This is a genomic window from Kribbella rubisoli (assembly GCF_004217145.1).
In the GTDB taxonomy this organism is placed as follows: domain Bacteria; phylum Actinomycetota; class Actinomycetes; order Propionibacteriales; family Kribbellaceae; genus Kribbella; species Kribbella rubisoli.
Genome location: NZ_SHKR01000011.1, coordinates 361,611 through 381,833, shown reverse-complemented (window position 1 = coordinate 381,833; position 20,223 = coordinate 361,611). Strand labels below are relative to the sequence as shown.

General features: G+C 67.7%; 22 protein-coding genes. 11 read left to right on the top strand and 11 right to left on the bottom strand.

Annotated features, from left to right (window positions below; all coding sequences use genetic code 11):
• The first annotated feature begins 165 nt into the window (after positions 1–165).
• A complete protein-coding gene (locus EV645_RS04435) occupies positions 166–963 on the top strand; it encodes a FadR/GntR family transcriptional regulator (RefSeq protein WP_130439993.1) in 798 nt (265 codons plus the stop codon).
• On the opposite strand, the gene EV645_RS04430 is transcribed toward EV645_RS04435, so the two are convergent.
• From EV645_RS04430 to EV645_RS04405, 6 genes are read right to left on the bottom strand one after another with little or no spacing between them, the layout of a single operon-like run.
• Entirely contained in the window at positions 875–2,671 is a 1,797-nt protein-coding gene (locus tag EV645_RS04430; protein ID WP_130439991.1) for a GH39 family glycosyl hydrolase, read from the bottom strand. The genes EV645_RS04435 and EV645_RS04430 overlap by 89 nt on opposite strands.
• Positions 2,672–2,683: 12 nt before the next feature.
• Positions 2,684–4,258, bottom strand: coding sequence for a glucoamylase family protein (locus EV645_RS04425; RefSeq protein WP_130439989.1), 1,575 nt, complete (start codon positions 4,256–4,258; stop codon positions 2,684–2,686).
• A 10-nt stretch (positions 4,259–4,268) separates the two neighbouring features.
• Positions 4,269–5,081 carry a carbohydrate ABC transporter permease gene (locus tag EV645_RS04420; RefSeq protein ID WP_130439987.1) on the bottom strand — a complete coding sequence of 271 codons (813 nt, stop codon included), beginning with the start codon at positions 5,079–5,081 and terminating at the stop codon, positions 4,269–4,271.
• Positions 5,081–6,022 (bottom strand): carbohydrate ABC transporter permease, encoded by a 942-nt coding sequence (locus EV645_RS04415; RefSeq protein WP_130439985.1) that lies wholly within the window; start codon positions 6,020–6,022, stop codon positions 5,081–5,083. The genes EV645_RS04420 and EV645_RS04415 overlap by 1 nt, the downstream gene beginning before the upstream one ends.
• A 4-nt stretch (positions 6,023–6,026) precedes the next feature.
• Entirely contained in the window at positions 6,027–7,322 is a 1,296-nt protein-coding gene (locus EV645_RS04410) for a sugar ABC transporter substrate-binding protein (protein ID WP_130439983.1), read from the bottom strand.
• An 11-nt stretch (positions 7,323–7,333) separates the two neighbouring features.
• Positions 7,334–8,377 carry a LacI family DNA-binding transcriptional regulator gene (locus tag EV645_RS04405; RefSeq protein ID WP_130443495.1) on the bottom strand — a complete coding sequence of 348 codons (1,044 nt, stop codon included), beginning with the start codon at positions 8,375–8,377 and terminating at the stop codon, positions 7,334–7,336.
• A gap of 95 nt (positions 8,378–8,472) precedes the next feature.
• Here EV645_RS04405 and EV645_RS04400 point away from each other — a divergent pair, with 95 nt between their 5' ends.
• Positions 8,473–9,069 carry a histidine phosphatase family protein gene (locus tag EV645_RS04400; RefSeq protein WP_130439981.1) on the top strand — a complete coding sequence of 199 codons (597 nt, stop codon included), beginning with the start codon at positions 8,473–8,475 and terminating at the stop codon, positions 9,067–9,069.
• Positions 9,070–9,094: 25 nt separating this feature from the next.
• Here the strand turns inward: EV645_RS04400 and EV645_RS04395 are convergent, their stop codons facing one another.
• Together EV645_RS04395 and EV645_RS04390 are read right to left on the bottom strand one after the other, a co-directional pair.
• Positions 9,095–10,075, bottom strand: coding sequence for a hypothetical protein (locus tag EV645_RS04395; protein WP_130439979.1), 981 nt, complete (start codon positions 10,073–10,075; stop codon positions 9,095–9,097).
• A gap of 77 nt (positions 10,076–10,152) precedes the next feature.
• Positions 10,153–10,746 carry a TetR/AcrR family transcriptional regulator gene (locus EV645_RS04390; RefSeq protein WP_130439977.1) on the bottom strand — a complete coding sequence of 198 codons (594 nt, stop codon included), beginning with the start codon at positions 10,744–10,746 and terminating at the stop codon, positions 10,153–10,155.
• A gap of 89 nt (positions 10,747–10,835) precedes the next feature.
• Between EV645_RS04390 and EV645_RS04385 the strand changes: the two genes are divergently transcribed.
• Positions 10,836–11,246, top strand: coding sequence for a DUF4267 domain-containing protein (locus EV645_RS04385; protein WP_130439975.1), 411 nt, complete (start codon positions 10,836–10,838; stop codon positions 11,244–11,246).
• Here EV645_RS04385 and EV645_RS04380 read toward each other — a convergent pair.
• Both EV645_RS04380 and EV645_RS04375 read right to left on the bottom strand, forming a co-directional pair.
• On the bottom strand, positions 11,222–11,974 hold the full coding sequence (locus tag EV645_RS04380; RefSeq protein ID WP_130439973.1) for a GNAT family N-acetyltransferase: 753 nt from the start codon (positions 11,972–11,974) through the stop codon (positions 11,222–11,224). The two genes, EV645_RS04385 and EV645_RS04380, sit on opposite strands and share 25 nt — an antisense overlap.
• Positions 11,975–11,991: 17 nt before the next feature.
• Positions 11,992–12,813, bottom strand: a complete 822-nt coding sequence (locus tag EV645_RS04375) for an NAD(P)H-binding protein (RefSeq protein WP_130439971.1) — start codon at positions 12,811–12,813, stop codon at positions 11,992–11,994.
• Positions 12,814–12,898: 85 nt separating this feature from the next.
• On the opposite strand from EV645_RS04375, the gene EV645_RS04370 reads away from it, so the two are divergent.
• A complete protein-coding gene (locus EV645_RS04370) occupies positions 12,899–13,609 on the top strand; it encodes a helix-turn-helix domain-containing protein (RefSeq protein ID WP_130439969.1) in 711 nt (236 codons plus the stop codon).
• Between the two features lies 1 nt (position 13,610).
• On the opposite strand, the gene EV645_RS04365 is transcribed toward EV645_RS04370, so the two are convergent.
• Positions 13,611–14,009 carry an NUDIX hydrolase gene (locus EV645_RS04365; RefSeq protein ID WP_130439967.1) on the bottom strand — a complete coding sequence of 133 codons (399 nt, stop codon included), beginning with the start codon at positions 14,007–14,009 and terminating at the stop codon, positions 13,611–13,613.
• A gap of 104 nt (positions 14,010–14,113) precedes the next feature.
• Between EV645_RS04365 and EV645_RS04360 the strand changes: the two genes are divergently transcribed.
• From EV645_RS04360 to EV645_RS04330, 7 genes are all read left to right on the top strand, one after another.
• Entirely contained in the window at positions 14,114–14,995 is an 882-nt protein-coding gene (locus EV645_RS04360; protein WP_130439965.1) for a PHP domain-containing protein, read from the top strand.
• Positions 14,992–15,609, top strand: coding sequence for a MarC family protein (locus EV645_RS04355; protein WP_130439963.1), 618 nt, complete (start codon positions 14,992–14,994; stop codon positions 15,607–15,609). The genes EV645_RS04360 and EV645_RS04355 overlap by 4 nt, the downstream gene beginning before the upstream one ends.
• A 22-nt stretch (positions 15,610–15,631) precedes the next feature.
• Positions 15,632–16,501, top strand: a complete 870-nt coding sequence (locus EV645_RS04350) for a RecB family exonuclease (RefSeq protein WP_198681463.1) — start codon at positions 15,632–15,634, stop codon at positions 16,499–16,501.
• Between the two features lie 77 nt (positions 16,502–16,578).
• Complete coding sequence (locus EV645_RS04345; protein ID WP_198681462.1) at positions 16,579–17,418, top strand: alpha/beta fold hydrolase; 840 nt, start codon at positions 16,579–16,581, stop codon at positions 17,416–17,418.
• A gap of 244 nt (positions 17,419–17,662) precedes the next feature.
• Positions 17,663–18,460, top strand: coding sequence for an ABC transporter permease (locus EV645_RS04340; RefSeq protein WP_130439957.1), 798 nt, complete (start codon positions 17,663–17,665; stop codon positions 18,458–18,460).
• Positions 18,453–19,268, top strand: a complete 816-nt coding sequence (locus EV645_RS04335) for an ABC transporter permease (protein WP_242000204.1) — start codon at positions 18,453–18,455, stop codon at positions 19,266–19,268. Before EV645_RS04340 ends, EV645_RS04335 begins: the two co-directional genes overlap by 8 nt.
• Before the next feature lies 1 nt (position 19,269).
• A complete protein-coding gene (locus EV645_RS04330; RefSeq protein WP_130439955.1) occupies positions 19,270–20,223 on the top strand; it encodes an ABC transporter ATP-binding protein in 954 nt (317 codons plus the stop codon).

Sequence of the window (20,223 nt, the reverse complement as noted above, 5' to 3'; positions counted from 1 at the left end):
TGAATTCAAAGAACGTACTGATTCATCCGATCTATAGTCGGAGACAATTGGCGCAGTCAACACCTCAGAGCCATAATTCACGACCTGAACCGGCAATTCAGCCCTAGACATCCGATGTATGGTGCTGGAACATCGGATGTCTCAGCAGATTCAGGAGGTGAGGCGATGCGCGTCACCGACGAGGCGATCGATCGGATCAAGCAGATGATCGTGGCCGGGGAGTTGCGGCCGGGCGATCGCTTGCCGCGGGAGGCCGATCTGGCCGCCCGGCTCGGCCTGTCCCGGAACTCGCTACGTGAAGCGGTGAAGGCGCTTGCGCTGATCCGGGTGCTGGAGGTCCGGCAGGGCGACGGCACGTTCGTCACCAGTCTCGATCCGTCGCTGCTGATGGAGACGATGGGTTTCGTCCTCGACCTGCATCAGGACGCGTCGGTCCTGGAGTTCTTCGAGGTACGGCGGATTCTCGAGCCGGCCGCGGCGGCCCGGGCGGCGTTGCGGATGGCGGACGACGACATCGCGGCGCTGCGCAAGATGCTCGACGAGCTGGGCCCGGAGCCGTCGGTCGAGGATCTGCTGGCCAGCGACGTGGAGTTCCACAAGGTGGTGGCGCTGGGGAGCGGCAACCGGGCCTTGGCGTCGATCATCGACAGTCTGCGGCAACCGACGTACCGGGCGCGGATCTGGCGGGGGCTGACGCAGAGCGATGCCGTCACCCGGACGCTGGCCGAGCATCGCGCCATCCTCGATGCGATCGAGGGGCGCGAGCCCGAGGTGGCCAGGTCCTGGGCGACGGTGCACATCGCCGGGGTGGAGCGGTGGATCCAGGACGCCGTCAATCTCGATGAGCCTGACCGGGGCGGTGGGGTGGGGAAAGTCAGGGGTACAGCAGCTCAACCAGAACTGCGGAAGGCATCGGGAGGGACAGTTCGACCGCTCCGTCGAGCAACTCCAGTGGAGTACTGACCATCCGGCTGCGCTCGGCCAACTCGACGAGCTCAGCGTCGGTCGGCCAGTCAGGTAAACCTTCCGCAGCCATCGCTATGTCACCGGCGCCGATGGCCAGCGTTGTTGCGGTCGCCCGCCAGGACGGGTCGACGCCTGGTAGCTGGAGGCGAATGTTTCTGGCCAGGTCCGGTGCGCCGTCCGCCTTCGTCTGATCAAGCGTGAGGTTCCACAGCAGTACGGCGATGCGGTCGCGGTCACGCGATGCCCACGCCTCGATAAGGCTGTCGGCGCCGTCGCCGGTGAGGGTGACGGGGAGCTCCACCGGGCCGAGCCGGCTGAGGAGAGTCATCGCGTGGTAGCGCGGTTTCGCCAACCCGCCAAGGGTTTGCAGGCCGAAGCCGCCGTGCAGCAGACGCGGCGGACGACCGAGCTCTTCGAAATGATCCGACGCGACCCAGTACGAGAGCGCGTCGATCCGGCCGGCCGCGGACTTCATCCCGCGGAGCAGGAACACCCCGGAGAAGACCGAGTCGTTGATCGGGTTGAAGTGCGTCGGCGTCACGCCCCACTCGGTCCACAGCACCCGCGCGTCCCCGAACCCGTGCCGCTCCAACGACGCCCGTACGTCGAGCGGCGGCGACCCGTACGTATGCGTCGATACGAAATCGACCGGCATACCATACCGTTTGGCATGGTCGAGGAGGTCGTCCACCCACCCGGCCGCCGCCGAGGACGGCCCGCCGACCGCGAGCCGCGGATCCACGGACTTCACGGCTGCCGCGGACACGTCGTACAGCTGCATCCACTGGGCCTTGGTGCCGGACCAGAAGACCTCGAGGTTGGCTTCGTTCCACACCTCGAAGTCCCAGGTCAGCACCTCGTCGAGGCCGTACCTGTCGACGAGGTGCTGCACGAGAGCCCGGACCAGATCGTGCCAGCGCTGGTACGAGGCCGGCGGCGAGATGATCGCGCCGTACTCGAAGACCGTCTTCGACGGATCGGATGCGAGCTCGCGCGGCATGAAGCCCAGCTCGACCACCGGACGCAGCCCGATCGCGAGCAGCTTGTCGTAGATCGTGTCCACGACCGAGAAGTCGTAGCCGGACTCCGTGATCACCTGCGTGTCGTCATGGAAGATCGCGTGCGCGCGCACCGTGCGTACGCCGATCTCGTCGTGCATCCTGCGCAGCGCGTCCTCGAGCTCCGCACCGATCTCGTGCCCGCCGGTCCGGTCGGTGCAGAGCAGTTGGCTGAGCCGCTCGCTGCCGATCATCGGCACCCACGGCCGGTGCAGTTCGGCGCCCTCGGCAACCACATCCACGACCACGGACACCGCCGGATCCGTGCCGTCGGCAACCAGCGGTACGGCGCCGACCGTGCCGCTCGGCCGCCCGTTCGTCGCCGTCACCTCCGGCACGCTCACCACCGCATAGCGGTACGGCGTGCCCGGCGTGCAGGTCGTGTCGACGTACGGCGGCGCCGGGATCGAGAGGATGTCGCGGCTGTGGTGATCGACCGGCTCCAGCGGACCGTGCTCGCCGGCGCCGCGCAGGATCAGGTACCCGGCGGCGCCGTCGACCGGGGACCAGTCGATCGTCACTTGACCGACACCGCCGACCGCACTGACCTCCTTGGGCGGATCGAGGTCCGGGAAGGCGAACTCGCGCTCCTCGTCACTGCGGAGCGCGATCCGCTCGTCCCAGTCGGTTTTGGCGTCGTTCTGCATAAAAGAGGTCTCCTATTCGAGGCCGGATTCGAACTGTTCCATCGCGATCAGCGGCCGGATCCGGCTCTCCACCGTCCGGCTGCTGAAGCTCCGCCGGATCAGGTCGTTGCCGAACACGTTGCCGATGGCACCCATCACCATGGCCTGGTCGAGGGAGAGGTACCGCTTCGCGATCAGCCCGGACTTCACCGCGACCGAGTCGTAGAAGCCGCCGCCGCCGTACGCGTGCAGGTCCGTCTCGATCTTGTGCAGGTTGTCGATCGCCTGCCGCGGTGCGTACGCCATCGCGAGGAACGCGGCGTGCGGGGTGACGACGCCGTCGCCGTACGTCGGGTTCGGGTTGGTGCCCTCACGGCAGCCCTCGAAGCCGCCGTCGTAGTTGGTGCCTTCGAGGTCGGACGGGTAGCCGCCCGGATCCATCCCGAGCGGCTCGACGCCGTAGACGGAGTACCCGCCCTTCGGGTTCGACGCCGGCGAGAAGCCCCAGTAGCCGTAGCGAGCGTCGTCGAGGCCGTGCTCGATCTGCGCGCGGACCGTGAGCGGGTGGTTGACGCCCCAGCTGCGCGGCGCCCAGGTCGCCTCCGGGATGAACAGGTCGGGCATCAGCGACTCGAACATGTCGCCGCCCCACGACGGGACGATCCGCATGCCGCGGTACGAGTAGGTGCCTTCGAAGACGTCGAGCCCCAGGTACGTCCGGTGCACGCCCTTCGGCTTCTGCTCCACCCACGACCAGTCGCACATGTCGGGGAAGGTGCGGTACGTCGCGAAGTACTGCGTGTGCGGGACCTGACCGAGCGCGAAGCCCATGTAGCCGGCGATCCGTGCCTCGGTGTTGCAGGTGTCGTAGTGGAACTTGCGGTAGTACACGTCCGGGCCGACGCCGGCGTGGTTGCCCTTGTCGGTCTCTTCGTCCGGCGGCGGAGTCTCGAAGAATCCGCCGCGCATCAGGCCGCCGGGCCGGGCGTCGGGGTTGTAGTAGAACTTGAAGTTCATCCGGCCCAGCACGGAGTCCGCCAGGGCGCGAGCACGCGGCTCGGCATTGCGGACGACCATCAGCGCGCAGGCGAACCAGGCGTTGTCGACGCTCGAGACGAACGGTGTGATCGGCTTGGTGCCGTCCGGATCGACGTACCGCACTTCACCGGTCGCTTCGTCGTACCAGTTGAAGTACATCCCACTCGGCTCGTGATGTACGGCGTTCTTCATCGTCGTCAACGTCTGGGTGATCCGACGCAACGACTCCTGTGGCGAGATGATCCCGAGGTACTTGGCGACCACCGTGCTCCACAAGTAGCCGCCGATGTTGGTGGGCGAGGTGTAGTTGCTCCGCACCGGGCTGGTCACGGACTCCCCGATGTTGTCCGCAGGCAGTCCGGTGTGCTCGTCCGTCATCGCGACGAGGCTGCGCCACGTGTCGCGCGCCCACCGCCCGGCCAGAGCTTTGTCCTCGCGGCTCGGCTTCCATCCGCCCTTGAGCAAAGCGGCGGGATCGGGCGTTCCTCCGAATGCGGGTGCTGCGACTCCGGTCAGCGCAAGCGCTCCGGTCGATGCGAGTAAGGTCCGGCGACTGATGTTGGCGGTCATCAGATTTCTCCTATTTGAGTCCGGTAATTGCGATGCCCTTGGTGACGTGGCGCTGGAAGGCCAGGAACATCACCAGCACCGGAAGGACGACCACGACCGCGCCGGCCATCAGCAGGCCGTAGTTCTGCGCGTTCTGTCCGGTCGAGTACAGCGCCAGGGCGACGGGCAGGGTGTACTTGTCCTCGGTCTGTGCGATCACCAGCGGCCAGAGGAAGTTGTTCCAGGAGCCGAGGAAGGTGAGGATGCCGAGCGTGGCCAGCGCGGGCCTGGTCAGCGGCAGCATGATCCGGGCGAAGATGCCCAGTTCGCCGCTGCCGTCGACGCGGCCGGCGTCCATCAGGTCGTCCGGCAGCCCGAGGAAGAACTGCCGCATCAGGAACACGCCGAACGGCGAGACCAGGAACGGCAGGATCAGGCCGGGGTAGCTGTTGGCCAGCCCGGCGTTGGTGACGAGCACGAACAACGGAACGAATGTGACCATGCCCGGGATCATCAGCGTGGCCATCACCACGATGAACAGGGCGTTGCGGCCCTTGAACCGGAGCTTGGCCAGCGCGTACCCGATCATCGAGCAGAACGTCAGGTTCCCGGCCGTCACGACCAGCGCGACCAGTGCCGAGTTGACGAAGTACCGCGGGAAGCTCGCCTTGCTGAACAGGTCGTCGTAGTTCTGCGTGGTCGCGTCCTGCGGCCACCACGTCGGCGGGACGCGGAGCAGTTCGCCCTGCGTCTTGAAGCTGCCGAGCACCATCCAGAGGAACGGCGCGGCCACGGCCACCAGGCCGAGCACCCCGATCAGGTAGATCCACCAGGTGCGGCGCATCACTTCTCCCTCAGCAGCCGGAACTGGATGAACGTGATCACCGCGATGACGACGAACAGGATGTAGGCCATCGCCGTTGCCAGCCCGTAGTTGCCGAAGCCGAACTGGTTGTAGGTGTACATCGAGACCGAGATCGTGCTGTTCAGCGGCCCGCCCTGGGTCATCACGAACGGCTCCTCGAAGAACTGCAGGTAGCCGATCCCGGTCGTCACGCTGGTGAACAGGATGGTTGGCCTGAGCAACGGCAGGATCAGGTACCGGAATCGTTGCCAGGAGCCCGCACCGTCGATCTGGCCGGCCTCCTCGACCGACTGCGGGATGCCCTGCAGCCCGGCCAGGAAGATGATCATCGCGGAGCCGAAGTTCCGCCAGACCGCCATCGCGATCAGCGACGGCATCGCCCAGGTCTTCGACGCCAGCCAGTTGGGTCCGTCGATCCCGACCCAGCCGAGCACGGTGTTCAGCAGACCGGAGTCCGGCGCCAGCACGAACCGCCAGATCACCGCGATCGCGACGATCGACGTCACCACCGGCAGGTAGTACCCGACCTTGAACAAGGCTTGGAACCGCTTGACCCCGCGATCCAGCAGTACTGCGGCCGCCAGCGCCACCACCAGCGTCAACGGCACGCCCAGCACCACGAAGTACGCCGTATTGAACGCCGCCTTGCGGAACGTCTCGTCCTCGAACGCCTTGACGTAGTTCCCGAACCCGACCCCGTTCACCGAGAACGGCGTCCGCAGATCCCGCTGCTTGATATCGGTAAAGCTCATCCCCAACGAGCCCAGCACCGGCCCCGCCGTGAACGCCAGGAACAGCAAGACGAACGGCAACACGAGGATCCAGGCTGCTGCGGACTCGCGGCTGATTTTGCGGCGCGGACGCCCGGGCGGCGGCGTACGTCGTACCGCCCGGGCTTCCGTCTCCGTGACGACAGTCATGTGATCAGCTGCCGCCGGCGCCGATCTGGGTGGCCTTGGTCTGGATGGCCTTGGCGGTGTCGGCGGGGGATTGGCCGGCCTTGGTCATCTTTTCCACCTCGGTGTCGAACTGGGCGGCGATCTGCTCCCAGTTGACGATGGCCGGCGGCGCCTTCGCGTCGTCGAGCTGCTTGCCGAAGACCGGCAGCAGCGGGTCGGAGGCGATGCTCGGGTCCTGCCAGGCGCTCTTCACGGCCGGCAGGTCCGACGACATCTTGAACCACGACGCCTGGGTCTTCGCGTCGGACAGCCACTTGACCAGCTTCCAGGCGCTGTCCTTGTTCTTCGACGACTTGAACACGACGAAGTCCGACCCGCCGACGAACGACGTCGCGGTCTTGTTCTTCGGCAGCTGGAACACGCCGATGTTCGGCTTGATCGCGTCCCCGCCCGCCTTCGCCACGGAGCCTGCCATCCACGGACCGGAGATGAACATCGGCACCTGCCCGTTCACGAACTGCGCCTCGGTCTGGTTCGGCGGCAGGTCGGTCCCGGCGAGCTTGTCGGTGAAGAAGCTCTGGTAGTACTTGAGCCCCTCCTGCATCTCCGGCGTGTCGAACGTGAACGACTTCTCGTCGTCACCGGTGATGTTCGCCCCGGCCGACCACGCGAACGGCATCACGGTCTGCCACGATCCGGTGCCGCCCGGCTGCAGGTTGATCCCGTACTTCGCGCCGGCCTTGTCCTTCATCGCCTTGGCCATCGCCTTCAGCCCGTCCCAGTCCGTCGGGGGAGTGCTGAAACCGGCCTTCGCGGCGAGATCCTTGCGATAGAACACCAGCCGCGTCTCGACGTACCAGGGAACGCCGTACTGCGTGCCGCCGACCTTGGTGGTGTCCAGCGCGCCCGGGTAGAAGCCCGAGTTGTCGAACCCCTGCGGTGTCGGGTCGAGCGCGCCGAGGTCGGCGAACTCACCCATCCACGTGGTGCCGACCATCGCGGCGTCCGGCAGCGTGTTCGCGGTGATCGCGGTGGTGAACTTGCTGTGCGCCGCGTCCCACGGGATCGGCGTGACGGTCACGTTCACGCCGGGGTTGGCCTGTTTGAACTGCTCCATCAGCTTGGGCAGGTTCTCGCCTTCGGTGCCCATCGCCCAGACGGTCAGGTTCCCGGTCGCGGGACCTTGGCTGACGGTCGTCGTGGCCTGGGAACCCGCGTCGGGGGAGTCGCTCGACCGGCCGCAGCCGGCCAGTGCCAGTGCTGTGGCGGTGAGCGCAGCGCTGCCGATCACCAGCCGGCGGCGGATGCTGTGGGTGAACATCTGTTGTCTCCTCATCTATTACTGCGGAGTTCCTTCTGCATCCCCCGGTTGGTGCCGCAGCTGTCCCGCAGCACCACTTGTGTCGCCAGTACGTCGTTCCGTGCGCGCGACCGCTCTCCGGTCACCCGCTCATGCAGTCGTTGCGCCGCCAGCCGGCCGAGCTCGGCCATCGGCTGCCGCACCGTCGTCAACCCGGGCGACACGTATCGAGCCGCCATCACGTCGTCCCACCCCGTAACCACAACCTCGTCGGGCACCCCGACCCCGTTCGCTGCCAGCACACTCATCGCCGCCAACGCCAACTCGTCGTTCGCACAAACCAGCCCGTCCGGCCGTGAACCGCTTGCCTGTAGCAACTGCTCGGCGACTGCCCGGCCGGCCTCTTCCGTCAACGGAACCTGGATCGCCTTCGGCACCTGCAGCCCGCGGGCCTCGAGTGCCTTCGCGAATCCGGCGTACCGCTCGGTGACGTCGTACCCGCTGGACGGGTCGCCGACGAAGAGCAGGCTGCTGCGGCCGTGGTCCAGCAGTCGTGTCGTCAGCGCTTCGGCGCTTGCCGCCGACTCGGTGCGGACCGAGTCGCAGCTGCGGATGGGAGGATGCGCGATCAGCACCAACGGCACACCGGCCTTCTGCAGCGCCTGGATCGTCGCCAGCTCGAGAGCGTTGCCGTGGACAACGATCCCGTCGACCCGGCCGGCCAGATCCATCACACTGCGCCGCGGATCCGGGTTGCCGTGGGTAACGGTGATGATGACGCTCTGCCCGTGCTCGCCGGCCCAGCGCTCGTACCCCATCAGCAGATCGCCGTAGAACGGACCGGCGAGGTCCGGCAGCACGAGCCCGTGCGCCTCGTGCCGTTGTACGGCGAGACTCCGGGCGGCGCGCAACGGTACGTAGTTGAGCTCCTGCGCCGCCTGGTCCACGCGGGCCCGCGCCTTCGCCGAAACCGGTCCGGTCCCTTGCAGGACACGCGAAACCGTCGCGATCGACAGCTTCGCGAGGGCGGCGACGTCGTAGATCGTCGCCGGCCGGCCGGTGGGTCCGGATGCCACGGTGCTCACTCCTGGAGGGAAAGTGGAAGCGCTTACAGTTTGGATACCCTGCCCTGGATCGTTCAAACGGTCAAGGGCTCACCCGTCATCGGCCGATGGTCTGCGAGGATGCAAGCGTGACCACACAGGAGCGGGACGACCGGGTCTTCCTGGTTCGGCACGGCGAGACCGAATGGAGCAGATCGGGTCGGCACACGTCCGTCACCGATCTTCCGCTCACGCCTGAGGGCGAGCGTGTCGCGGCGGGTCTCAAGGAGCGCCTGGCGGGGGAGTCGTTCGACCTGGTGCTGACCTCACCGCGGCAGCGCGCGCGGCGTACGGCGGAACTGGCCGGCTACCCCGACGCCGAGGTCGACGACGACCTCGTCGAGTGGAACTACGGGGACTACGAAGGCATCACCACCGCGGAGATCCGCAAGACCGTCCCGGGCTGGACGGTATGGGACGACCCGGTACCCCACGGCGAAACGCCCGCCGAGCTCACCACCCGGCTCGACCGGGTCGCCGCCCGCATAGCCGCCGTACCGGGAGATGTCCTGGTCTTCGGCCACTCACACGCACTCCGCGGCCTCACCGCACGCTGGCTAGAACTCGACGTCACCGAAGGCCGTCACTTCGTCCTCAACACCGCCACCCTCTCGACCCTCGGCTGGGAACGCGGTTCCCCCGCGATCCTCCACTGGAACAGCTAGCCACCTTTCCGGAACATACTCCGCACTAGACGGCAGAAATGTTCCGGAAAGCCGCGACGGGGCAGGATGGGGAGCACGGGGTCGCGGCGAGGGACGGGTTCGTACGGCGGAGCACCCGGAGCACCTGTACGGCGGCGTCGCACGGGCGATTGGTGACGTCGAACCACCCGTAGCGCAATGTGGCCTCGGCGCGCAGTGTCGCGCGATTGTCGCGATCGAGGTCCCGCCACCGTTGCCTCGGCACGAGATGGAGCCGGCCGTCGAGCTCCACCACCAGATCGAACCCGGCGTAGAAGACATCGGTGAACTCGTGGTCGACCGCGCGCTGCCGCTGCCCGCGCGGCAGCCCGTGCCGGCGTTCGACATCCCGCAGGTAGCGGATCTCCAGCAGTGAGTGTGATCCCGCAACCACATCGGCGATGATCGGCCGCAGCCGGCCGCGGTGCCTCAGCCGCGGACGATCGGCCAACGAGCTCAGGATGTCCGCGGGAGCCACCCGGCCGCTCTGACACGCTTCGGCGATCACGGCGGCTGCGTGATCGAGCGACGGACTGATGCCCACGATGTCGAGCACGGCGTCCGCCGGCGTACGCCGAGGTGGAGCCACCGGTGCGAGTCGATCGGCCCAATGCTCGTCGCGGTGCACGACAACTCCGGGCCGCGGGCGGACCTTTCGATGTTCTGGGATGGTCACGAAGACGGGACCGCTCGGGTTCGGCTTGAGCAGGCCGAGTTGCTCGGCGGCCGTGTAGTGGCTCCACGCCGCGGCAGGCCCGGCGTACAACAACGCGGCCAGCAGGCGTTCGTCGTACCCGATAGGTCCGGTGTGGGTGACGTAGACACCAGGATGAACGGCCCGCCAACGCCTGTTCCGCAGAGGCCGCCTGATGCCAGGCTCCGACCAGCCTGCGGCGAGCAGTTGAACGCGCGACACGATCTGCACCTGGTCGTCAATCAGCGCATCAATTCCCCCATCCTCGAGTCGCGTCCTCCACCACCAGTCCATCCACCCCAGCGTGCCCGAATCCCGCCATCCGCGCACAGCACCCTGTGGACAACTCGTGCGCAGTGGGTTTCCGGAACTTATTCGGCGGCAGCTGGCGGAAAAGTTCCGGAGAACCGGGCCACCAGGAGGTCGACGCGGGCTTCGCGGTGGGTGGGGCGGAGGCGGGCACCGTGGGTGAGGGTGGCCAGGCCGTGGAGGGAGCTCCAGAAAACCTCCGTCAGCGTCTCCGCGTCGCCAGTGCCGAAAGGCTCCACCGCGGAGCGGATCTGGTTGAAGGCGTCGATGAGTGAGGCCGGCGTCTCGGACCGGCCGAACTGCAGGTCGGTCCGGCGGACGAACATCGCCTCGTAGACGGCCGGGTGCTGGTCGGCGTAGTCGAGGTAGGCGTGCGCCAGCGCACGCAGTCCGGCCGTGTCGTCCTTCGCGCTCGAGCGAGCCGCGCGGAAGACGTCGGTCAGCTCCTCGATGCCTTCGAGCGCGACCGCGTCGGCGATCGCGTCCATGTTCTTGAAGTGGCCGTAGAGGACCGGCTGGCTGTAGTCGACGGCTTCGGCCAGGCGGCGGGTGGTGACGGCGTCCCAGCCCTCGGACTCGGCGAGGTCGCGGGCGGCGCGAAGGATCAGCGTACGGCGCTCCTCGCGGGCCCGCTCGCGGCGTGTCTGGGTCGGCATAGGTCAGATCCTAGCACTGCTAGACAATCTAGCAACGGCAGTGTTAGCGTTGCTAGGAAAGTTAGCGATGCTAGATCAAGGAGACCCTGATGCGCCGCTTCACCACCGTCCTGACCGTCCTGCTCGGCATCTTCCCGCTCACCTTCGGCGTGCGGTTCCTCTTCGACGGGCCCGGTGCCGGAGCCGGGTACGGGATCACGGCCGCCGCCGGCGGCTTCTTCGTGGCGAAGGGGATCCGCGACATCGTCCTCGGCCTCAACATCCTCGCGCTGTTCGCGCTCAAGCAGCGCCGCGCGACCGGCGTACTGATGGCGATCACCACGCTCGTCCCGATCGTGGACATGATCACGGTCCTGAGCCACGGCGGCACGGTCGCCACCGCGCTCGGTGTCCACGGTCTGACCGCGCTCGTGATGCTGGTCGACGCGAGCCTCCTGCTCCGCGAGCGCCGTACTGTTGAGGCCGTCGAGGCTGCTCAGCCCGTCGGAGCCCACTCGTAGAGCTCGATCGTGCAGTACTCCCGGAACCCGAGCCGCTCGTACACCGACCGCCCGGCCGGCGATGATTCCAGTACGGCGTACTCCGTGCCTGCGTCGCGGAGTGCGCCGTACGTGATCGCGGCCCCGATCCCGCGGCGGCGTACCTCCGGGACCGTCATCACGAAGTACAGCCCGGCGACGCCCGCGCCGAGGAAGACTGTCGCAGTGCCAACGGGTGCGCCGTCGAGCCGGCCGATGTAATGCTGCCACGGGTCGTCGTACCCGAGCTTCTGGTAGACCGACGCGACCCACCTGGCCTCGCGCTCACCCTCACCGAAGCCCTGGCCGAGCGTCGCCTCCCACACCGCCAAGGCGTCGTCATCGCCGACCCGCGTCAACGACAACCCGGGCACTTCGGCCGGGACCAGCTCGTCGATCCGCACAGCCATCCCAGGCTCCGAGCCGGCCGCCGCAAAACCGGCCAGGATCGTGTCACGCGAGATCTTCATCGACGGACCGACGTGCCAGTTGCCCGGCACCCCGTGTTTCTTCAACAGCGCAAGGGAATCCGCGACCGCTCGTACGTCGGACGCCGCCACGACCGCGTTGTGATAATCGATGGGCGACCCACCGATCGTCCACCGGGCGACCGCGTCATCCCGTTGCTCGCCACCGCCCGCGGCCCCCATCGCCATCAGCAATTCGGCCGCGTTGTCCTCGATCGCCCGCACCAGCTCAGCGTCGTCCATCCGCCAAGTCTCGCCGATCACGCGAACGCAGCGCGATTGCTTTCCACCCACGCGCGGAACGTCCCCGCCGGCCGCCCGAGCACTTGCTCGACGTCCTTCGTCATCGTCCGCTCCCCGCCATCCCGAACCAGCGCGGCCCCACGAACCGCAACCGACACGAATCCCTCGTCCAACCCCGCCGCCCGCAACTGCTCCGCATAAACGTCCAGCGGTACGTCGACCACCTGTAACGCCTGGCCGAGTATGTCCGACATCACCGCGACCTGATCCGGCACGCTCAGCAACTCCGGCCCGGTCAACGTGTACGTCTGCCCGTCGTGATCGCCCGAGACCAACGCGGCCGCCGCAACCGCCGCGACATCACGCGGATCGACGAACGCGTGCTCGCCCTCCCCGGTCTGGTTGGGGATCGGCTGCCCGGCACGGATCGCCGGCAGCCACCGCAGTACGTTCGACGCGAAACCGGCCGGCCGCAGGATCGTCCACGCCAGCCCACTCTCCCGCACCGCACTCTCCCCGGCCGCGTGCCAGTTCCCAGGCATCTTTTCGTCGGTCGTCCCGATCGCCGACAGCTTGACGATCTTGCCCACGCTGCTGCCGACCGTGACCGCCACCATGGCCTGATCGTGTTCTGGTACTCGAGGTCCCGGCGCACTGAGCAGGAACACCGTGCCCACGCCATCGATTGCCTTCCGCAACGAATCCGGGTGCTCGAAATCTGCTTGCACGAAGCCGGGCAACTCCCCGCGCGTCATCCCGACGGCAGGGATGCCGCGGGCAACCAGTTGACGGAGGAGCTCACTGCCGATGGTGCCGGTCGCACCCGTAACCAGGATCATGCCGCCACCCTGACCGCCCCGGACTGCCGCGGGATAGGAACTTTCGGTACTACGGTCCGCCCGACCGACTGGCTACGCTCGAAGCGTGCACGACCCGTGGATCGAGACTGTCACCCTGAAACCTGCGATCACCCCCGTCACCGTGCTGCCGCCCGACCCGGCGACCACGGTGGTGTGGCGGATGACGCGAGCGGGGGAGAGCGACGTGCTCGTCGCAGGACCGCGGACGAAGGCGTCGTACCACGTGACGAAGGAGCTGCCGGTGTGCGTGCGGCTCCGGATCCGCATGGGGCGCGTGATGACGTTGCTCGGCACGGCCGCGGACGAGTTGGTCGACCGGACGGTCCCGCTCGAGGACGTCATCGGTCCGACGGACCTCGCGGAGCGCCTGGTCGCCTATCGCGATCGGCCCGCCGAGGCAGCTGAGACTCTTCGCGGCTTCCTGGTGGATCACTTGCCGTCTCGGCTGCCTGGGCGGCTGGATCTGGTGGCCAATGCGGTCGCTGAGCTGTCTGACGGGATGCAGCCGCGGGTGGCCGAGACAGCAGCCGGACTCGGGGTGAGTGAGCGCTATCTGCGGCGAGTGTTCCGTGAGGACGTCGGTGTGTCACCCAAGCATTTCGCCCGGATCGCGCGGGTGCGCAGCCTGATCGGTCAGGCCCGTCGGCCGTGGGTCGACACCGCGGCGTACGCCGGGTACACCGACCAGTCGCATCTGATCGCGGACTTCCGCTCGTTGATGGGCGTCACGCCGACAGCGTTCGCTGCCGGCCAGGTCCCGCTCAGCAGTTGTTGAATCAGCCCGGTAGCGCGTTCCACTGTTCCAACGTGGAAACGAGCAACATCGTCGTAGACAGGGCCAGGAACTCCGACCGTGTGACGTACCGCGCGTCCGTTGCGTCGTCACCCGCCGTGAGCGTGCCGCCGACTGCTGTTGCCTCGTAGTCGCGGATCACGTACAGCTGCCCGCGCGGACCGGGCCGTTCGACCTCGCCGACCAGATCCCCGACCTCGACCGTCAACCCGGTCTCCTCGGCGACCTCCCGTGCGACAGCCGTGGGGTCGTCCTCACCGGGTTCGACCCGGCCGCCCGGAATCGACCACAACCCCCGGCCCGGATCGTGCGCCCGCTTCACCACGAGCAGCCGGCGCTCCTCGTCGTACACGAGGGCTCCCACACAGTCGACGCGCTCCATGCACCCGAAGGATAGGGGTTCTGTGCACAAGTACCAGGGCCAACTGCTGAACGCCTATAGCATCAGCGGTGACAGTTTGCCCGGCGAAGGGACCCGTAGACCCCGTGCGCATCGACCTGCACACCCACTCGAACCGCTCGGACGGCACCGATCCGGTGCCCGTTCTGATGACGCACGCGCAGCAGGCGGGGCTCGATGTGATCGCGCTCACCGACCACGACACGGCCGACGGCTGGGTCGAGGCCCGGCAGGCCGCGGAGGAGCTGGGGATCGGGTTCGTGCCGGGGCTCGAGATCTCGTGCAAGCTCAACGGGATCAGCGTCCACCTGCTCTCGTACCTGCCGGATCCGTCGTACGCGCCGTTGGCGAAGGACCTGCAGGTGATCCGCGACGGCCGCACCGACCGGATCCCGACGATCGTGGCCCGCCTGAACAGCATCGGCGTACCGCTGACCGTCGAGGAAGTCCTGGCCCAGGCGACCGGTACGCCGTCGGTCGGCCGGCCGCACGTCGCCGACGCGCTGGTCGCCAACGGCACGGTCGCGAACCGCACCGAGGCCTTCGACCGGTATCTGGCCGACGGCCGCGCCGGGCACGTCGCGCACTACGCCCTCGAGCCCGGTCACGCGATCGATCTGGTCCGCGAGGCCGGCGGCGTACCCGTGATCGCGCATCCGTGGGGCCGGTCCAGCTACAAGGTGATGACCGAGGAGAACCTCGCCCACCTGGTCGAGGACCACGGCCTGGCCGGTATCGAGGTCGACCACCAGGACCACTCACCCGAATCCCGTACGGCGTTGCGCGCGATCGCCAACAACCTCGGCATCTTCTACACCGGCTCCAGCGATCACCACGGCGCCGGGAAGATCGACCACGATCTGGGCGTCAACAGCACCGAGCCGGAGCAGCTGGAGCGGCTGCTCGAGACCGCGAAGAACAACGCCGCTGCCTCCGGTGCACAGGTTCCCGAGGCCTACCTTCCGTGAACAGTGTCATCAACGCGGGTCTGTTCAGCTCGGTCTTCGTCACGCTCTTCGTGATCATGGACCCGCCGGGCACCGTGCCGGTCTTCATCTCGCTCACCGCGGGTCAGTCCCGCGCGGCGCGGAAGAAGGCGGCGTGGCAGGCGGTGCTGGTCGCGTTCGGCGTGATCGTCGTGTTCGCGGCGTTCGGCCAGCAGATCCTGCAGCACCTCGGGATCACGCTGCCCGCGTTGCAGTGCGCCGGCGGTCTGCTGCTCCTGCTGATCGCGCTGCAGTTGCTGACCGACACGGCTGAGGACCCGGTCCAGACCAAGAACGTGAACATCGCCTTCGTCCCGCTCGGTACGCCGTTGCTCGCCGGACCGGGCGCGATCGTCGCGACGATGGTGTTCGTCCAGCGCGCGAACGGATCGCTGCCGGACGTGGTCGCGATCTCGGTCGGCATCATCGCGATCCACATCGTGATGTGGCTGACGCTGCGGTTCTCCGGCATCATCATGCGGATCCTCGGCGAGAACGGCGTACTGCTCGTCACCCGGATCGCCGGTCTGCTGCTGAGCGCGATCGCCGTACAGCTCGTGGCCGACGCCGTCACGGACTTCATCAAGGCGGGCTGACGTGAACGACATACTTCCAGGGATGCCGACGCGGCTGTTCGTCGCGACGCCGACCAAGCTGCTGACGTTCGCGGACTGCAAACGCAAGTACCGGTACACGTACCTCGAGACTCCGCGCCCGCCGAAGGGTCCGCCCTGGGCGCACAACACCGTCGGTGCGATCGTCCACGAGGTGCTCGCCGACTTCTTCGGGCGCTGGCCGGCGGCCCGTCGTACGCCGGACGAGGTCGTCGCGAAGATGCGATCGAGCTGGCGGAGCGAGGGGTTCCGCGACGAGCAGCAGTCGCTGGACTGGCGCGATCGCTCGACCGAGATGGTCCTCGGCTACCTGCGGGACACCGATCCGTACTACGAGCCGCGCGGAGTCGAGCGCACCGTTGCCTTCACCACCGAACGGGCGTCGTTGCGCGGACGGGTCGACCGGATCGACGAGCGCCCGGCCCGCGACGGCAGCGGCGGGACCGAGCTGGCGATCGTCGACTACAAGACCGGCCGGCGGCCGCTGACCGCCGACGATGCGCGGTCGTCGTTGGCGATGGCTCTCTACGTCCTCGGTTCCCGTCGCGTCCTGCACAAACCGTGCACCCGCGTCGAGCTCCACCACCTCCCGACCAACACCGTCGCCGCGGCCGACCACGACGAGGCGTCCCTCGGCCGCCACCAGCGCCGCGCCGAGTCGATGGCCGACGACGCCGCGGCCGCCGAGGCTCGCTGGCGCGAGGGCCTGACCCCCGCCGAGGCCGACGAAGCCTTCCCACCCGAGCCGTCCCCGCTCTGCGGCTGGTGCGACTTCGCGAAGATCTGCCCCCAAGGCCGCCGCGAATCCCCACCTCGCGACCCGTGGGCAGGCCTCGACGACGGCAACCGGACCCCGATGGAAGAGGCCGGCTGACTGGTCGTGTCAGTGGCGTGTGCGTGTGGTGCCAGCGGTGCGGTGAACCCTGAGGGTGGATGAAAGGGGTTCGCGTGATGGGTGCGAAGACTGTGAACAAGCTCGCGGTGCCTGGGGCAACGCTGCATTACGAGGTCACCGGCTCAGGGCCGGTGCTGCTGCTGATCGCCGGCGGCGGAACCGATGCCGGAGTGTTCTCCGGGATGGTCGGTCAGCTCGCGGCGGAGTACACGGTCGTGACGTACGACCCTCGGGGCAACTCCCGCAGCCGGTACGACGGCGACGCGACGGACGAACGCGTCAAGCAGTCGGCCGAGGACGCGCTCGCTCTGATCGACGTGGTCGCTGGTCATGAGCCGGCGTACGTCTTCGGCAGCAGCTCCGGCGCGATCACCGGCCTCGAGCTGATCACGCGGTTCCCGAACCAGGTGCGGATGCTCGTCGCGCACGAGCCGCCGTGCACCGAGGTCCTGCCGGATGCGGACGATGCCAGGGCGTTCTTCGGCGAGGTGTACGAGACCTACCGCACGGACGGGCTGACCGCGGCCGACGTGGTGTTCATGATGGGAACCGGGATGGACGGCGACGCGATGCCGCCGCTGGAGGACCTGCTGCCGGAGTACCGCGAGCTCGCGGAGCGGATGCAGGCGAACGCCGCCAACTTCTACGAGCACAAGCTGTTGCCGTTCACCCGCTACGAGCCGGACCTGGACGCGCTGAAGCGGGTCGCGGACCGGATCGTGCCGGCGGCCGGCCTGGACTCGCACCCGCACCTGCCGGGGCGGCCGATCGAGGTCATCGCCAACCACCTCGGTTGGCCGGTGGTGCTGTTTCCCGGCGGGCACGGCGGGTACTCGAGTCACCCGGGTCCGTTCGCCACCCACCTGGCTCATCTGCTCAAGACCGACACGGTCTGACCTGCGGCCACCGGTCCGGGTGCGAGTCTGAGGGGTCTCGCACCCGGGCCGGTTATTTGTGTTGACGCCTCCGCGCGCCGCGGCGTACCGTCCGTTCTCTGCCCTTGACAATCGGTGTGGTTCATCCATGCCTTCACAGTGGTGTCCGTACCCCCGGGTCCTGATGAATCCGGGGCGGTTTCGCGTGCCGCTGTGCTCAAGACCGGCTCTCGGACACCATCACAAGTGCGAGAGGAGGTAGCAGATGGGCGTGTACTGGGCGATCGCAGTGCGGTCCCTCCGGCGGTTCTCGACGTACCGGATCGCCACCGCGTCCGGCGCGTTCACGAACACCGTCTTCGGGTTCATCCTCTGCGGTATCTACCTGACGCTGTGGCACGAGCGACCCGGCCTGGGCGGGTACGACACCGCGGACGCGCTGACATTCGCCTGGCTGCAGCAGGGACTGCTGATGCCGGTCGGGATCTGGGGCGCCACGACGACGGGGGAGCTGGGGGAGCGGGTCCGCAGCGGCGAGATCGCGGTGGATCTGTACCGGCCGACGCACCTGCTGCTCTGGTGGCTGTCGGTGGACCTCGGGCGGGCGATGTTCCAGTTGGTGGTGCGCGGCGGGGCCCCGTTGCTCGTCGGAGCGCTGGTGTTCGACCTCAAGTTCCCTTCAACACCGCAGGCCTGGCTCGCGGTCGCGGCCGGCGTGTTCCTGGCGATCCTGGTCAGCTTCGGGATCCGCTACCTGGTCGCGCTGTCCGGGTTCTGGATCACCGATACGCGGGGAATGGAGCAGCTGGCGCTGGTGCTGTCGACGTTCTTCTCCGGGATGATCCTGCCGCTGGTGGTGTTCCCCGGCGCGATCGGAGCCATCGCCCGGGCGACTCCGTGGGCCGCGACCATGCAGGTCCCGATCGACATCTGGCTCGGCCGGAACCCGGGCGGCACCGGTTCGGCGCTGCTGTTCCAGCTCGGCTGGATCGTGGTGCTGCTGCTCGGCGCGCAACTGGTCACGTCGGTGGCGACCCGGAAGGTGGTGATCCAGGGTGGTTGAGCCGATCCTCCGGGCGCCGTCGCAGTACTGGATGCTGATCATGATGTGGGTGCGGTCGTCGATGGCGTACCCGGCGTCGTTCGTGCTGATGCTGTTCAGCTCGATGGTGCTGACGGTGATGGACTTCGTCGCGATCGTGCTGATGTTCAGCCACATCTCGTCGTTCGGCGGGTTCTCGCTGGCGGAGATGGCGTTGCTCTACGCAACGGCCTCGATCACGCTCGGGATCGCCGACCTGTTCACCGGGTCGATCGAGCGGGTCGGGGAGCGGATCCGGACCGGGACGTTCGACGCGTACCTGATCCGGCCGGTGCCGGCGTTCCTGCAGACCGCGGCCGACGGGTTCGCGCTGCGGCGGATCGGCCGGCCGTTGCAGGCGCTGGTCGTGATGGTGTTCGCGTTCAGCCGGCTCGACGTCGACTGGACGGTTGCCCGCGGCATCATGCTGGTGGTGTCGATCGCTGCCGGGACAGTGATCTTCGGGGCGATCTTCGTGCTCGGGGCGGCGTTCCAGTTCGTGTCGGTGGATTCGGCGGAGCTCGCCAATTCGTTCACGTACGGCGGCCAGACGTTGACGCAGTACCCGTTGGCGGTCTTCGGGAAGGAGATCGTGCGGGCCGTGACGTTCGTCGTACCGCTTGCCTTTGTCAACTACTACCCGGTGCTGTACCTGCTGGGTAAGCCGGCCCCGCTGGGGTTGCCGTCCTGGATCGGACTGCTGTCGCCGCTGGTCGCGGTCGTCATGGTGGCGCTGGCGTCGCTGGCCTGGCGCGGCGGTCTTCGTCGCTATCGCAGTACAGGGAGCTGAGATGCCTGTCATCGAGTTGTCGGATGTGTCGCGAGCGTTCACAGTCACGTCGCGGGCCGGGTTGCGGCGTACGAAACGTGAGGTGCGCGCGGTGGACGGGATGTCGTTCACCGTCGAGCCGGGGGAGGTGATGGGCTACATCGGGCCGAACGGCGCCGGGAAGTCCACCACGATCAAGATGCTGACCGGGATCCTGGTGCCGTCCGGCGGCTCGATCCGGGTCGCCGGCGTGGACCCGTCACGGCACCGGCTGAAGCTGGCGAAGCGGATCGGCGTGGTGTTCGGTCAGCGTACGACGCTGTGGTGGGACCTGCCGTTGAAGGATTCGTTCGCGGTCCTGCAGAAGATGTACGGCGTACCGATGGCTCGCCATCGCGAGAACCTGGCGACCTTCGTGGAGCTACTCGATCTCGGCGACCTGCTCGACGTACCCGTTCGTCAACTGTCGTTGGGGCAACGGATGCGGGGCGACATCGCGGCCGCGCTGCTGCACGATCCCGAGATCGTCTACCTCGACGAGCCCACCATCGGCCTGGACGTGATCAGCAAGGCCCGGCTCCGCGAATTCCTCGCCGAGATCAACGCGGCCCGCCGTACGACGATCATCCTCACCACCCACGACCTCGACGACATCGAAGCCCTCTGCACCAGAGTCATGGTCATCGACCACGGCCACCAGATCTTCGACGGCACCCTGGACGGCTTGAAATCCAGCCAGTCCGCCCCGCGCACCCTGGTGGTCGACCTCGCAACCTCACTCCCACCCATCGTCGTAGAAGGCGCCACCGTCACCAAGGTCGACGGCCCCCGCCAACACCTGAGCTTCCCCCCAACCACCAGCGCCGCCCCCCTCCTCGCCCAGATCGCCGCCAACTACCCCCTGGTCGACCTCTCAGTAGCCGAACCCACCATCGAATCCGTCATCACCCAGCTCTACGCCCCAACCCCCTCATAA

Coding starts and splice junctions, on each gene's coding strand:
- EV645_RS04435 (WP_130439993.1), top strand. CDS start 166: ATGCGCGTCACCGACGAGGCGATCGATCGGATCAAGCAGATGATCGTG.
- EV645_RS04430 (WP_130439991.1), bottom strand. CDS start 2,671: ATGCAGAACGACGCCAAAACCGACTGGGACGAGCGGATCGCGCTCCGC.
- EV645_RS04425 (WP_130439989.1), bottom strand. CDS start 4,258: ATGACCGCCAACATCAGTCGCCGGACCTTACTCGCATCGACCGGAGCG.
- EV645_RS04420 (WP_130439987.1), bottom strand. CDS start 5,081: ATGCGCCGCACCTGGTGGATCTACCTGATCGGGGTGCTCGGCCTGGTG.
- EV645_RS04415 (WP_130439985.1), bottom strand. CDS start 6,022: ATGACTGTCGTCACGGAGACGGAAGCCCGGGCGGTACGACGTACGCCG.
- EV645_RS04410 (WP_130439983.1), bottom strand. CDS start 7,322: ATGTTCACCCACAGCATCCGCCGCCGGCTGGTGATCGGCAGCGCTGCG.
- EV645_RS04400 (WP_130439981.1), top strand. CDS start 8,473: ATGGTCTGCGAGGATGCAAGCGTGACCACACAGGAGCGGGACGACCGG.
- EV645_RS04395 (WP_130439979.1), bottom strand. CDS start 10,075: ATGGACTGGTGGTGGAGGACGCGACTCGAGGATGGGGGAATTGATGCG.
- EV645_RS04390 (WP_130439977.1), bottom strand. CDS start 10,746: ATGCCGACCCAGACACGCCGCGAGCGGGCCCGCGAGGAGCGCCGTACG.
- EV645_RS04385 (WP_130439975.1), top strand. CDS start 10,836: ATGCGCCGCTTCACCACCGTCCTGACCGTCCTGCTCGGCATCTTCCCG.
- EV645_RS04380 (WP_130439973.1), bottom strand. CDS start 11,974: ATGGACGACGCTGAGCTGGTGCGGGCGATCGAGGACAACGCGGCCGAA.
- EV645_RS04375 (WP_130439971.1), bottom strand. CDS start 12,813: ATGATCCTGGTTACGGGTGCGACCGGCACCATCGGCAGTGAGCTCCTC.
- EV645_RS04365 (WP_130439967.1), bottom strand. CDS start 14,009: ATGGAGCGCGTCGACTGTGTGGGAGCCCTCGTGTACGACGAGGAGCGC.
- EV645_RS04350 (WP_198681463.1), top strand. CDS start 15,632: ATGCCGACGCGGCTGTTCGTCGCGACGCCGACCAAGCTGCTGACGTTC.
- EV645_RS04345 (WP_198681462.1), top strand. CDS start 16,579: ATGGGTGCGAAGACTGTGAACAAGCTCGCGGTGCCTGGGGCAACGCTG.
- EV645_RS04340 (WP_130439957.1), top strand. CDS start 17,663: ATGGGCGTGTACTGGGCGATCGCAGTGCGGTCCCTCCGGCGGTTCTCG.
- EV645_RS04330 (WP_130439955.1), top strand. CDS start 19,270: ATGCCTGTCATCGAGTTGTCGGATGTGTCGCGAGCGTTCACAGTCACG.